The 14,183-nt window shown below is 69.8% G+C and carries 8 protein-coding genes; 1 reads left to right on the top strand and 7 read right to left on the bottom strand.

Annotated features, from left to right (window positions below; genetic code table 11):
* Positions 1–14: 14 nt before the first annotated feature.
* The 7 genes from JIX55_RS08940 to JIX55_RS08910 form a co-directional block, all read right to left on the bottom strand.
* The gene (locus tag JIX55_RS08940; protein ID WP_257562767.1) at positions 15–1,382 is read right to left on the bottom strand and encodes an L-serine ammonia-lyase; all 1,368 of its coding nucleotides are present in this window, start codon (positions 1,380–1,382) and stop codon (positions 15–17) included.
* 170 nt (positions 1,383–1,552) lie between these two features.
* A complete protein-coding gene (gene glyA, locus JIX55_RS08935; protein WP_257562766.1) occupies positions 1,553–2,818 on the bottom strand; it encodes a serine hydroxymethyltransferase in 1,266 nt (421 codons plus the stop codon).
* A 639-nt stretch (positions 2,819–3,457) separates the two neighbouring features.
* A complete protein-coding gene (locus JIX55_RS08930) occupies positions 3,458–4,429 on the bottom strand; it encodes an ABC transporter substrate-binding protein (RefSeq protein ID WP_257562765.1) in 972 nt (323 codons plus the stop codon).
* Positions 4,430–4,491: 62 nt separating this feature from the next.
* Positions 4,492–5,295, bottom strand: a complete 804-nt coding sequence (locus tag JIX55_RS08925) for a formylglycine-generating enzyme family protein (protein WP_443046700.1) — start codon at positions 5,293–5,295, stop codon at positions 4,492–4,494.
* An 86-nt stretch (positions 5,296–5,381) separates the two neighbouring features.
* Entirely contained in the window at positions 5,382–7,742 is a 2,361-nt protein-coding gene (locus tag JIX55_RS08920) for an arylsulfatase (protein ID WP_257562763.1), read from the bottom strand.
* Between the two features lie 139 nt (positions 7,743–7,881).
* Positions 7,882–8,754 (bottom strand): LysR family transcriptional regulator, encoded by an 873-nt coding sequence (locus JIX55_RS08915; protein ID WP_257562762.1) that lies wholly within the window; start codon positions 8,752–8,754, stop codon positions 7,882–7,884.
* A gap of 169 nt (positions 8,755–8,923) precedes the next feature.
* On the bottom strand, positions 8,924–12,586 hold the full coding sequence (locus JIX55_RS08910; RefSeq protein ID WP_257562761.1) for a LamG-like jellyroll fold domain-containing protein: 3,663 nt from the start codon (positions 12,584–12,586) through the stop codon (positions 8,924–8,926).
* Positions 12,587–13,011: 425 nt separating this feature from the next.
* Between JIX55_RS08910 and JIX55_RS08905 the strand changes: the two genes are divergently transcribed.
* Positions 13,012–14,058, top strand: coding sequence for a LacI family DNA-binding transcriptional regulator (locus JIX55_RS08905; RefSeq protein WP_257562760.1), 1,047 nt, complete (start codon positions 13,012–13,014; stop codon positions 14,056–14,058).
* Positions 14,059–14,183 lie beyond the last annotated feature (125 nt).

Genomic DNA, 14,183 nt, shown 5'->3' with positions numbered 1-14,183 from the left:
GGCTCCTCATCCCCTCAGCACTCGATGATGTTCACCGCGAGCCCGCCGCGGGCTGTCTCCTTGTACTTGACGGACATGTCCGCGCCGGTTTCCTTCATCGTCTTGATGACCTTGTCGAGGGACACCTTGTGGGTGCCGTCGCCGCGCATCGCCATGCGGGCGGCGGTGACGGCTTTGACGGCGGCCATGCCGTTGCGTTCGATGCAGGGGATCTGGACGAGGCCGCCGACGGGGTCGCAGGTGAGGCCGAGGTTGTGTTCCATGCCGATCTCGGCGGCGTTCTCGACCTGTTCGGGGCTGCCGCCCAGGACCTCCGCCAGTGCTCCCGCGGCCATGGAGCAGGCGGAGCCGACCTCGCCCTGGCAGCCGACCTCGGCGCCGGAGATGGAGGCGTTCTCCTTGAAGAGCATGCCGATGGCGCCGGCGGCCAGCAGGAAGCGGACGACGCCGTCCTCGTCCGCGCCGGGGACGAAGTTGATGTAGTAGTGCAGGACCGCGGGGATGATGCCGGCCGCGCCGTTCGTCGGGGCTGTCACCACGCGGCCGCCGGCGGCGTTCTCCTCGTTGACCGCCATGGCGTAGAGCGTGATCCATTCCATGGCGCGGGCCAGCGGGTCGCCCTCGGCGCGGAGTTGGCGGGCCGACATGGCCGCGCGGCGGCGCACGCGCAGGCCGCCGGGCAGGATGCCCTCGCGGGACATGCCGCGCGAGACGCAGGCCTGCATGACGCGCCAGATGTCGAGGAGCCCGGAACGGATCTCGTCCTCTGTGCGCCAGGCCCGCTCGTTCTCCAGCATCAGCGCGGAGATCGACAGGCCCGTCTCCTTGGTCAGGCGCAGCAGCTCGTCGCCCGTGCGGAAGGAGTACTTGAGGGCCGTGTCGTCGAGTTTGATGCGGTCCGCGCCGACCGCGTCCTCATCGACGACGAAGCCGCCGCCGACGGAGTAGTACGTCTTCGACAACAGCTCCGCGCCCTCGGCGTCGTACGCCCAGATCGTCATGCCGTTGGCGTGGTACGGCAGCGTCTCGCGACGGTGCAGGACCAGGTCCTGGTCGAAGTCGAAGGGGATCTCGTGGTCGTCGAGGAGACGGATACGGCCCGACTCCTTGATCGACTCCACCCGGCCGTCGGCGGACTCGACGTCCACCGTGCGCGGTGAGGCGCCCTCCAGGCCCAGGAGTACGGCCTTGGGGGTGCCGTGGCCGTGGCCGGTCGCTCCCAGGGAGCCGTACAGCTCGACGCGTACCGAGGCCACGCCGGTGAGCAGTTCCTCGTTCCGCAGCCGGCGGGCGAACATCCGGGCGGCGCGCATCGGGCCGACGGTGTGGGAGCTGGACGGGCCGATGCCGATCGAGAACAGGTCGAAGACCGAGATGGCCACGGTGACTCCTCAGAACGGGGGAGGTTGTGCGGGGGATGGGGCACCGCGCTCACTGCCAGTGTGCGCGGTGCCCCCGAAAAGCGGGACCACATGCCCGTGAAGCCGGGGTTACGGGTACGGGCGGTCCCGGGCCGGGGTGCGGGTCGTGACCCCGGCCGAGGGCCCAGGGGCTACTTGCCCAGCCCCGGGTACAGCGGGTGCTTGTCCGCGAGGGCCTTGACCCGGGTCTTCAGCGCCTCCGCGTCGTACGACGGCTTCAGTGCCTCGGCGATGACGTCGGCGACCTCGGTGAAGTCCTCGGCGGTGAAGCCGCGGGTGGCGAGGGCGGGGGTGCCGATGCGCAGGCCGGAGGTGACCATCGGGGGGCGGGGGTCGTTGGGGACGGCGTTGCGGTTGACGGTGATGCCGACCTCGTGGAGGCGGTCCTCGGCCTGCTGCCCGTCCAGTTCGGACTCGCGCAGGTCGACGAGGATCAGGTGCACGTCGGTGCCGCCGGACAGGACGTCGACGCCGGCCGCGCGGGCGTCGGCGGCGGTCAGGCGTTCGGCGAGGATCTTCGCGCCCTCGACGGTGCGGTGCTGGCGTTCCTTGAACTCCTCGCTCGCGGCCACCTTGAAGGACACGGCCTTGGCCGCGATGACGTGTTCCAGGGGGCCGCCCTGGAAGCCGGGGAAGACGGAGGAGTTGAGCTTCTTGGCGAAGGCTTTCCTGGCGAGGATGATGCCGCCGCGGGGACCGCCGAGCGTCTTGTGGGTGGTGGAGGTGACGACGTCGGCGTGCTCGACGGGGTTGGGGTGCAGTCCGGCGGCGACCAGGCCGGCGAAGTGGGCCATGTCGACCCAGAGATACGCGCCGGTCTCGTCGGCGATGCGGCGGAAGGCGGCGAAGTCGAGCTGGCGCGGGTATGCCGACCAGCCGGCGATGATCACCTTGGGGCGGTGTTCCTTGGCGAGGCGTTCCAGTTCGGCCATGTCGACGAGTCCGGTGGTGGTGTCGACGTGGTAGGCGATGACGTTGAACTGCTTGCCGGAGAAGTTCAGGCGCATGCCGTGGGTGAGGTGGCCGCCGTGGGCGAGGTCCAGGCCGAGGATGGTGTCGCCGGGCTGGGCCAGTGCGAAGAGCGCGGCCTGGTTGGCGGAGGCGCCGGAGTGGGGCTGGACGTTGGCGTATTCGGCGCCGAAGAGGTCCTTGAGGCGGTCGATGGCGATCTGTTCGGCGACGTCGACGTGTTCGCAGCCGCCGTAGTAGCGGCGGCCGGGGTAGCCCTCGGCGTATTTGTTGGTCAGTACCGAGCCCTGGGCCTCCATGACGGCGAGCGGAGCGAAGTTCTCCGAGGCGATCATTTCCAGGGTGGACTGCTGGCGGTCCAGCTCGGCGTCGACGGCGGCGGCGACATCCGGGTCCAGCTCGTGCAGGGGCGTGTTCAGAACGGACATCTGCCTCTTCCTTCTGTCGGGGCGCAGGGTGCGGCGGAGCCGGTTGAAGAGTGTCGGCTGGTCCAGCTGGTACTGGTCGGACCGGAGGCGCGCGAGCGCGCGCAAGAGTGGATGTGGCGCGGAAGCGGGGCGCCCGTGGCGGTCCTCACCTGCTCCCCGACGGTGACGTACGGCAGGACGTTCGCCGTCTTCGGTCCGGCGTACCGCCATCACGGGGAGCCTTCGGATCGTCTCGTATAACGCAACTCACTTCTACATGTGCAACATGGTTTCCGCTCGGCTCCGGGGTTGTCAAGGGAAGTGGCGCACAACGGGTCCCTCACCCGGGCCGGGAGTGACGTGAGGCGCCCGACTGCGGATGGGCCTCCGAAGGGCTGTGCCACCGGCACTCCGGCGGTCACCTCCTCGCCGCGCCACGCGGAAGGGGCCACCCTGCGCCGGGTGACCCCTGAGTTCTTCGCCGCGCACCGGGCCTCCCGCCGGACGGCTGCGGTCGACGAGCTCGTGGTCCGGCCGGAAACGGCTGCTGGGGAGCGCGAGAACCAGTGCTTCTCGCGCTCCCCAGCAGCCGCTGCGCTCCGCGCTCGCGGGTCCTACCCGAGCGTGCCCGCGGGTCCTACCCGAGCGTGCCCGCGGGTCCTACCCGAGCCAGGCCTTGACCTTCTCGGGGTTCGCGGTGACCCACTTCTTCGCCGCCGCCTCCGGTGTCATCTTGTCGAGCGCGATGTACTTGGCGACGGTGTTCTGGTCGTCGTTGGTCCACGTGAAGTTCTTCACCAGGTCGTAGGCCGGGCTGCCGGACTTCGCGAACCGGGTGCTGACGATCTTGTCGAGGTCGAACACCGGATAGTCGCAGGCGACCTTCGCCGGCTCCGCGTCGCAGCCCTTCGTGTGCGCGGGCAGCTCGACGTGGACCAGCGGCACCTCAGAGAAGAACCACTGCGGCTCGTAGAAGTAGCCGATCACCCACTCCTTGTTCTTCTCGGCCTCTCGGAAAGCCTGGATCAGCGCGGTCTCGCTGCCCGCGTACACCACCTTGAAGTCCAGCTTCAGGTTCTGCACCAGCGCCTCGTCGTTGGTCTGGTACGACGGGTCGCCGTCGAGGAGCTGGCCCTTGCCGCCCGACTCGGAGGTCTTGAAGTTCGAGGCGTACTTGTTGAGGTTCTTCCAGTCGGTGATGTCCGGGTACTTCTTCGCGATCCACGGCGGGATGTACCAGCCGATGATTCCCTTGTTGCCGGTCGACCCGAGGTCGACGGCGGTCTTCTGCTCGGTGATGTACTTCTTCTTCAGGTCGTCGTGGCCCCAGTTCTCCAGGATGGCGTCGACCTCGCCCGTCTCGAACCCCTGCCAGCCGATCTCCGCCTTGAGGTCCTTCTCGACCACCTCGCAGCCGAGTTCGTGCTCCGCCACGTAGCCGACGACCGCCGCGTCCGCCTCGTAGCCCACCCACGGGTTGACGGCGAGGTTGAAGGTGCCGCACTTGCCCGAACCGCCGTCCGGCGCGGCGGAGTCGTCGCCGACCTTCGCCCCACCGCAGGCGGTCAGAGCGAGACCGAGTACGGCCATCACGGCCGCCCCGGGACGCCACTGTGTTGTTCGCTTCGCCATGGTCCTGCTCCTTGTGCGCCGGGCGTCTCGCGCCGTTGTCCGAGTGAGGGAGTCGAAAGGGTTCAGGTCATGTCCAGGGCGCACCGGAACCCCACGTTGCCGGTTGCCGAGTCCGGGTGGAGGCCCTGCCGCGCGGCGACCCGGTAGCGGCGGCAGTAGGACGCGTGACACAGGTAGGAGCCGCCCTTGGTGACGCGCCGCTGTGCGTCGCGGGCGGGGGAGAAGCGAGTCCCGCACCACTCCCAGACGTTGCCGGTGGCGTTGTACAGACCGAAGCCGTTGGGCTCGAAGGCGTCGACCGGACAGGTGCCGTACCAGCCGTCGGCCGTCGGGTGCCGGTTCGGGAAGTCGCCCTGCCACACGTTCATCCGGGGTCGGCCTCCCGGCTCGAACTCGTCGCCCCAGGGGAACACCTTCGCGTGCAGCCCCCCTCGGGCGGCGCGTTCCCATTCCGCCTCGGTGGGCAGGCGTTTGCCGGCCCAGGCGCAGTAGGCGCGGGCGTCGTCCCAGTCGACATGGACGACCGGGTGATCCGCCCGGTCCTCCCAGGTGGAGTGCGGTCCGTCGGGACGGCGCCAGTCGGCGCCCTCCACCTGACGCCACCAGGGTGCGCCCACCACGCCCCGGGTGGGCGGGAAGTCGTCCGGGAGCAACCCGGCGAAGACGAACGACCAGCCGATCCGCTCCGCGGAGGTGCGGTACCCGGTGTCGGCGGTGAACCGCCCGAACTGTGCGTTGGACACCGTGCGGGCGTCGATCCAGAACGCGTCGACGTACACCGTGCGCACCGGGCCTTCCCCGTCGGCCGCACAGGCGAACGCGTCGTCGCTGCCCATGAGGAACCCGCCGGCGGGGACGGCCACCATGCCCTCGGTGGCCGCCGGGCGGACGGTGGACCGCCGGAGTCCCGGTGCCCGGTCCGTGGCCCGGCCGCCGGACGGCGTGCAGCAGTTCACTGGGCACCCATGACGCGCCGGTGCAGTCCGCCGTCGAACTCGGACGATTCGGTGCTCCGGTCGTCCAGGTCGATGCGCACCGTGTGAAGGGTCCCGGTGAACTCGTTGTCGAGGACGGGATAGTCGTCGGTCACCGGCGTACTCAGGTCCACCCCGACGTCGAGCGTCTCGTCGAAGGAGAAGTAGTACGGGATGGTCCGCTCGACCCTTCCGGTCGCGTGCTTCTCCCCGTCCACCAGGAGCACGGCGGTCCCGCCCTTGCCGAGTCCCCCGCCGTCGTAGTCGAACTCGAGCCGGATCTCGTGCCGCCCCGGTGTCAGGGACTTGCCACCGCGCACGGTGTAGAGGTTCATGCCGAAGTAGTTGTACGCGTACGCCGGCCTGCCCTCGGTGACGTACAGGCTCCAGCCGCCGAACCGTCCGCCCTGCGCGATGATCACGCCCTCGGCCGCAGTCTCCGGCAGGTCGACGTCCGCCGTGACGCTGTGCGAGCGGTTCTTGACGTTGAGCGTGGTCTCCTCGGTGAACCGCCGCATACCCGCGCGGTAGGTGATGGATGTCCGGTCACCCATGAGATCGATACGTCCGGCCACGGCCGGGTTCTCCCGCTCGGTGACCCGGTCGTCCAGGGGGAACACCTGGTACTTCGCCGCCTCGATCAGGAACAGGTCCTGCAACTGGCGCAGTCTCTCGGGGTGCTCGGCGGCGAGGTCGTGAGCCTGACTCCAGTCGTGGCCGAGGTCGTAGAGTTCCCAGACGTCGTCGGTGAACCTCCGGTGCTTGTCCGGCACCATCTCCCAGGGGATGCCGTGCCGGGTGACCGCCATCCAGCCGTCGTGGTAGATGCCCCGGTTGCCGCACATCTCGAAGTACTGGGTACGGCGGTGCTCGGGCGCCCGGGGGTCGGCGAGCGTCCGCCGCATGCTCGCCCCCTCGATGGGCTGCTGCGGCACCCCGTCCACGCTGAACGGCGCCGGGACTCCCACGCAGTCCAGGATCGTCGGCAGTACGTCGATCACATGCGAGAACTGGTGACGCAGCCCGCCGCGCTCGGGAACCCCCCGGGGCCAGTGCAGGATCATGCCGTCCCGGGTGCCGCCGAAGTGCGAGGCCACCTGCTTGGTCCACTGGTAGGGCGTGTTCAGCGCCAGCGCCCATCCCGCCGGGGCGATCGGGTAGCTGAGCGGGCCGCCGATCTCGTCGAGGTGGTCGATCATCTCGTCCGGGTCGTCGACGATGCCGTGCCCCAGCCGGTGCTCGACGATCGTCCCCTCGATGCCGCCCTCGCCCGAGGCGCCGTTGTCACCCAGGATGTAGAGCACGATCGTGTCGTCCAGTACGCCGAGTTCCTCCAGCGCGTCGACGAACCTGCCGACCTGCGCGTCGGCGTGTTCGGTGAACCCGGCGAACGTCTCCATGAACCTGGCCGCCAACCGGCGCCGGTTGTCGGTCAGTTCGTCCCAGTGCGGGACGCCCTCGGCCCAGGGCGCGAGTTCCGTGTCCTCGGGTACGACGCCGAGTTCCTTCTGCCGCTCAAGCGTCAGTTCGCGCTGGCGGTCCCAGCCGTGGTCGAACCGTCCCCGGTACTTCTCCTGCCACTCACGGCCGACGTGCAGCGGCGCGTGCGCGGCACCCAGCGCGAGATAGGTGAAGAACGGCCGGCCCGGAGTCAGCGTGCGCTGGGTGCGCACCCAGTCGATGGCGTGGTCGACGAGGTCCTCGGACAGGTGGTAGCCGTCCTCGGGCCGGCGCTCCGGCTCGACCGGGGTGGTGCCCTGGTACAGCAGCGGATACCAGTGGTTCATCTCGGCACCCATGAACCCGTAGAAGGTGTCGAAGCCCTCCCCGGTCGGCCAGCGGTCGAACGGCCCGATTGCGCTGATCTCCCGCGGCGGGGTCTGGTGCCACTTGCCGAAGGCGGCCGTGCTGTAGCCGTTGCCCTGCAGAATCTGGGACAGGGTCGACGCGCTGCGCGGCCGGAACCCGTTGTACCCGGGGGCGGCGGTGGTCATCTCGGTGGTGCCGCCCATGCCGACCGAGTGGTGGTTGCGTCCGGTCAGCAGGGCCTGCCGGGTCGGCGAGCACAGGGCCGTCACATGAAAGCGGGTGTAACGCAGTCCGTCGTCCGCGAGTCGTTCCGCGGCCGGCATCTCGCACGGTCCGCCGAACGCGCTGGAGGTGCCGAAGCCCAGGTCGTCGACGAGCACGATCACCACGTTCGGCGCGCCCTCGGGCGGAGGGACCGGGCCGATGGGGGAGAAGGCGGTCGGCTGGTCGTGGACGTCCATCGCGGTCGTCAGGGGCCGGTGGGTGTCGGGCCGCGGAAGTACGTGCCGTCCGGCGTCGAACTCACTCATTCATTTCTCCGATTCGCTGCTCCGGAATCCACGGGCCTGCGATGCGGTAAAAGTGTCAGCCGCTGCTCAGGCCGGTCAACAAGACGCCTTGAATTCCCACGAACCGGTTTTGAATGAAGGCAATAGAAAACTTCTATACCTACTGGACGGACGCCAGTTCCACGAATGCCTGGGCGGCGGGGGACAGCGGGCCCGACCGCCAGACCAGCCGGCCGTGGCGCAGCAGCCGCGGCCGATGGGACAGCATCCGGGCCCCGCGCAGCGCGGCGTCCCGGGCCATGGAGGCGGGCAGCAGGGCGGCGCCGACGCCGGAGAGCACCAGCGGCACGATCATCGCGCGGTGCGCGGTCTCCACCGCGATGCGCGGGGCGACGCCCAGCGCGGTGCACACGTCGTCCACCGCGGCCCGGGTCTCGGTGCCCGGCGGTGTCACGATCAGGTCCAGTGCGGCCAGTTCGCGCGAGGTGATGGTGTCGCCCGCCGGATGCGGATGGTCGGCGGGCAGCACGATATGCATCTCCTGCTCCGGCAGGTCGATCCCATGGAGGTCCGCCGTGGTCACCGAGGCGTCCACCAGACCGAGTTCGCACTGCCCCGCCGCGACCATCAGCGCCACGGCGGGTCCGCGCTCCGGGTCGACCACACGCACGGAGACCTTCGGATGCGCGCGATGGAAGTGCCCCAGCAGGCCGGCCAGGGGGTCGACCGAAAGGGTCGTCTGCGAAACGATGTCGAGTCGGCCGCCGTTGAGCCCGAGGACCTCCCGGACCAGGGAACTGGCCGTGGACAGGTCCCGCAGGACCTGCTGGGCCGGCCGGACCAGCGCCTCACCCGCCGCGGTGAGGGAGACGCCGTGCGGCAGACGGTGAAACAGCGCTCCGCCGAATTCACGCTCCAGGGACCGGATCGCATGCGACAGCGAGGGCTGGGCGACATGGAGCGCGATGGCCGCGGCGGTGAATCCCCCGTGCTCGACGACGGCGATGAAATATTCCAGCTGGCGTCGTTCCATCGGGTCTCCGTCGGTTCTCCGTGCATCCCGGAGCCACCGCACGCCCGGCCGGGCGGAGTGGCCGGAACAGTGTCCCCCGGCCTGGCCGCACGGGTGAGCCCCTGCCTGCCGGGAACGGCGAAGCGCCCGGCCCGTCGACCGTGACGGACCGGGCGCTTCACCGTTCACCTCATCGCACCTCCCGCGCGTACGGCGCGACGGTGATCCGGTCGATCAGTGGCGCGTACCGGGAGCGGAGCAGCACCCCGGGGAAGGTGTCCGAGGCGTAGGTGGTGCCGTCGAAGTTCGGCAGTTCCTCGGAGCGGAACGTGAGGGTGTTCCGCCCCTTCTTGAGCTGGACCGGGACGGTCAGCTCCCAGAAGTTGTTCTGGTGGAAGCTGTGCGGGAAGCCGACCCGCCGAGTCTCGCCGCCGTTGACGGTGATGTCGGCGTGGCGGGCGAGCGGGTCCGGGTTGTAGTGGGTGGCCTCGGACTGCTCGGGGTTGGAATAGCGGACGCGCAGTGCGTACAGGCCCGCCCGGTCCGCGGCGACGGTGAACGTCGCCGTGTTGCCGTTGCCCGGGTCGCCGCCGATGCCGGTGATCGCCGTGCCGTCGGTGGCCAGGGAGAGCGGGGTCAGCGCGGCCGAGCCCGCGAGCTTCGCGTCCCCTGCCTCGTATGTACGTGCCGGGAGGGCGCCCTCCGTCGGTGTGACCGTGAGGCGGTCGACGAGGGTGGTGGACGAACCCCCGGTCAACGTCACCTTGTTGAGGCCGCCGGAGAGGGAGACCGCGACGCCGGTCCGGCCCTTGGCCAGGCGCAGGACGTCGTGGCCGTTGACGGAGAGCCGGGCTCGTGAGCCGCCGAGGGTGTCGACCTTGAGGGTGGCCTCGCGGTCGGCGGGCGAGTAGACCCAGAACGTGGCGGTCTCGCCCTTCGCGAGCCGGGCCGCACCCGAGCCGGTCGCCGGGGTTCCGGCCTGCTTCGACAGGTCGTAGACGGGCCGTGCCCCGCCGCCCAGCCACGCCAACTCGCCCTCGTGGACCTGCGTGTCGGCCGAAGCCTCGGGGAGGGAGAGGGTGAGGCGGTCGACGATGGCGTCACCCTGCGTGGCGCGCTCGCCGTCGAGGCTCTGCGCGGCGAGCGTCAGGGTGTGCTTGCCCTTGGTGAGGTGGACCTTCGTGTCGGTGTGGTCCCACACCACCCACTTGTAGCCGAGCGGCAGGCGCAGTTCCTGTTCGCTGTCCGCCTCGCCGTCCACGCGCAGGAACACGTTGGTGGGGCCCTGCTCCTTCACCTTGTCGAAGGTGTTGAGGGAGTTGGCGAAGACGCTCAGGTCGTAGGTGCCGTCCTCGGGCACGTCCACGGTGAAGTCGAGCGTGACGTCCGAGCCGGTGCGCAGGCCGCCCACGTCGTAGGCGCCGGAGGTGTAGAACTTCGACACGTCGCGCGGCGAGCCCTCCGGGCCGTTCTTCGAGTAGCCGGACCCTGTGTGGGCGGCGTCCTCCGCCTCGTACGACGCCTGCCAGGACGCGGGCGGGGCCTGTGTGCCCTTCGCCCTTCCGGCCGGGCTGAGGACGATCTCGTACGCCGACGACTCGTTCAGCGCCGGCAGGCCGCTCTCACCGAAGCCGACGACGACCGTGCCGTCGTCACCGACCTTCAGGTCCGTCTCGGTGAGCAGCTTCGGGCCGGAGGAGTTGCCCAGCTGTCCGCTCCACTCGATCTCCCGCACCCAGGCGTGCACGCGCCGGCCGAAGAGCTTCTCGGGGACGTCCGCGAAGGTGATGTGGCCCTTGCCGGTGGACCCGCCGAAGATGAGCCGTGCCTGCCGCTTCCTCTCGTCGAGCGTGGCGACGCCCTGCATGGTGTAGTTCTCGCCGGGGAACGGCGGGGTCACCCGCACGGTGTGCCCACTCATCGAGGCGTACGCGTTCAGCAGCCACCACTGGCCGTTGCCGCGGTTGGCCTGCACCGCGGAGTCGGAGAGGTTGCCGTCGATGTTCCAGTACGCGATGTCGGCGTCCACCTTGGACTCCTCGATCGCGGACACCCACTGGATCATCTGGCCGGGGACGGAGGTGTGGTAGTTGAAGGCGTACTCGTTGATGTTGATCGGGAGTCGGGTGCCCGCCTTGTCGGTGCCCTCGAACAGTTCCTTCTCCCAGGCCCGGTACTTGGCGACGCTCTCGCGTACCGCCTCCGGGTGGCTCAGTTCGTGCCAGGTGATCACCTCCGGGAGGGTGCCGGCGGCCAGGGAGTGAGTGAGGAAGCCCTTCACCTGGTCGTACAGGACGCTGGTGTTGGGGCCGGCGATGCGGGCGTCGGGCATCTTGCCCTTGATGAGCTTGTAGGCGTCGTCCCAGGCGGCGAAGAAGTCGTCCGGGTCGTTGAGCCAGCTGATCTTGTTGTAGCTCCACTCACCGGTTCCGAACATGTTGCCCTCGGGCTCGTTGAACGGCACGAAGACGATGTTGTCCTGGTACTGCTTCGGTAGTTTCAGGACCTGGTCGACCTGATCGGTGATCTTCTCCTTGTAGAGCTCGATCTTCTCCTCGGGGGTGTCGCCCGGCCACTGGTACGGGAAGCCGCGGTGGATGTCGGTCATGTAGATGTACACATCACCGTCGGTGGAGTCGGCCAGCGGCTTCACCACCTCCAGCGCGTCGGCACCGGGGTGCTGCGGGCCGTCCTGTGCCTTCGTGGAGACCGTGCGCAGGCCCATGCCCTCCATCAGGTTGTTGGTGGGGACGTCCGGTCCGTACACGCCGTAGAGCGTGCCGGAGGCGCCGCCGTGGAAGGCGCCGGTGTCCGAGCCGAGGCCGACGGTGAGCTGCCCCTCGCGGACCACGGTGACGGTCGCCTTCACGGCCCGCCCGGCCGCGGTTCCCGCCACCGTGAACGTCCCCGGCCGGTCGTACTTCTCGGACGGTACGGCGTCCCAGGTGATGGGGGTGTCGCGGTCGTAGCCGTCGGAGAAGGAGGAGCGGACGGCGGCGGGGAGGGACGGGGCGGTCCCGGTCGTCGTACGGACCTCGAAGGACGTCTTCGAAAGCTCCTGGACGGTCGGCACGTCCCCGACCGTACCGGCCACCTGCTCGGGGCTGAGCGCCGAGTGCCACACGGTGAAATCGTCGATCGCGCCCTTGAGCAGCGGATCCGGCCAGAAGGACTTGCCGATGTATCCGGCGGCCGTGGCCGAACCGTCCAGCAGGTCCTTCGCCTCGACGTCGGTTTCGGCGGAGGAGACCGCCACCCCGTCGAGGTAGGTGGTGACGCGGCCGGCGGAGGTGTCGAGGGTGACGGTGACGGTCTTCCACGCGTCGGCGGGCAGCATCGCGTACCCGTTGACCTGCCCCTCCGCGCCGCCTCCGCCGGTGGTGACGGCGGTTCGCAGCACCCCGTTCCCGCTGTACGGGGTGGTGAACAGGTACCTCGTGGTGTTGGTGCCCAGATCGAAGATCCGCTGCCAGGACGACGTGTCGCCGCTCCACTTCACCCGGGCGGAGACCGTCAAGTCGCTCGCGTCGCCGAGCAGTTCACGGGGCAGCCGGACGTATGCGCCGTCGGAGGTGGGTGCTCCGCCGGGCAGGGCCAGTGCCTGGCCGCCGTCCGCGCCCGCGACGGACCGCGCGGTGGAGCCGTTCACCAGGGTCGCCGTCAGACCGTTGCCGGAACTGTCGGTGATCCTGCCGGAGGCGAGGTCGTCCTGGTCGAAAGTGTAGCGAGCGGCGGGCTGGGGGGCCTCGGCCGCCTGCGCGGGTACGGCGGGTGAGGCCAGCAGGCCCGCGCCGAGAGTCAGTGCCACGGCGGCCGGAGCGCGGCGCCGGGCGGATCTGTCAGCGGATGGCATGGATTGCGTCCTCAATCCTTGAGTAGCGGGTTCCGGTCGGCCCAGATGGGCATCGAACCGGTTCGATTTTCGCGCGGCCGGCGGCCCGGCGAACCTTGCGGGTGGTGGGGGGTCTCCGCCTCGGGCGGCGCGGGCTGGGCCGAGGTGGCCCACGCTGCCGGAAGGATCACTTCATCGAACCGGTTCGGCGAAGCTAGCACCGGGCAACCCGCCCAGCAATGCCTTCGACGCGACGAACCACCGGCAGGTGGTCCGGACTGCGGCAAAATGGCCCGAGGTGTTGACAGGCCCTCGGGCTGTTCTTACCTTCGCTTCATGCGAACCGGTTCGACAGCCGGAGGTCGCCTCGTCATCGTTACCCGCTTCACGCGGCCGGCGCTATGTTTCCTCCCGGGGCAGCGAACCGGTTCGAGCAAGGAGTTCCCGTGAACATCGGTGAGATCGCCAAGCGGGCCGGTGTCTCGCGGAGCACCGTGTCCTACGCGTTGAGCGGCAAGCGCCCGGTCTCGGAGGACACACGCCGGCGGATCCAGCAGGTCGTCGACGAACTGGGCTACCGGCCCAGTGCCAGTGCCCGCGCCCTGGCCAACGGTCGGACCAGCACGCTCGGCCTGGTCTTCCCGCCGGCCGGGAACCACTACACGGGCATGCAGCTGGACTTCATCGGCAGTGTGGTGGAGGCCGCCGCGGCCTACGACTACGACGTACTGCTGTCCCCCAGCGGCATGGACAGCGACCGTTCCTTCCAGCGGTTGCTGGGGGAGCGGCGGGTCGACGGCGCGATCCTGATGGAGATCAGGCTGGAGGACGACCGGGTCGACCATCTCACCGAGCTGGGCTTCCCCTCCGTCGCCATCGGCCGTACCGCTCGTCCCGAGGGCGGCTGGTGGGTGGGCCTCGACCACACCGCGCTGGTCGAGGCGTGCGTCCACCATCTGGCGGATCTCGGCCACCGCCGGGTCGCCTTCGTCAACCGTCCCGAGCAGCTGCTGCGGGCCGGGTACGAGTCCGCACACCGCGGCCTGGACGGCTTCACGAAGGCCGCGGCCGAGCGCGGGCTGACGGTCCGGACGTACTGCTGCGGGGACGACGCGGCCTCGGGCCAGACCTGTGTGGAACGGATCCTGCACGACGATCCGGCCACCACCGCCCTGGTCACGCTGAACGAGGCCGCACTGGGCGGCCTCTACCGGGGCCTGGCCCAGGCCGGCCGCCATGTGCCGCGCGACTTCTCCGTCACCGGAGTCGTGGCCGGCCGCTGGGCGGAGACGGTGACCCCGCAGCTCACCGCGGCGGACGTACCGGCGGCCGAGTTGGGCCGTCTGGCCGTCGACCTGCTGGTGGAGCGGCTCGACCAACCCGGCACGCCGCCCCGGCACCACCTGCTCGCACCGCCGATCTCGCTCCGGGCCAGCACCGGGCCCGCGGGAGCCACGCCCGGTGCGGACGCCGGATCCGATATGACGCCCTGACCCACCCCACGGGAAACCCCGTTCCCCTTCCTCGTTTCCTCGCTTCCCCTCTTCTCCACCTTCCTTCTGCATCCCGCCGACACCCGAAACGCACATCAGTGCGTTCGGCGCGCTCGCTCGCCCGC

Source organism: Streptomyces sp. DSM 40750 (assembly GCF_024612035.1).
In the GTDB taxonomy this organism is placed as follows: domain Bacteria; phylum Actinomycetota; class Actinomycetes; order Streptomycetales; family Streptomycetaceae; genus Streptomyces.
The sequence above is the reverse complement of the archived record's forward strand: the minus strand, read 5'-3'. Positions and strand labels throughout refer to the sequence as shown.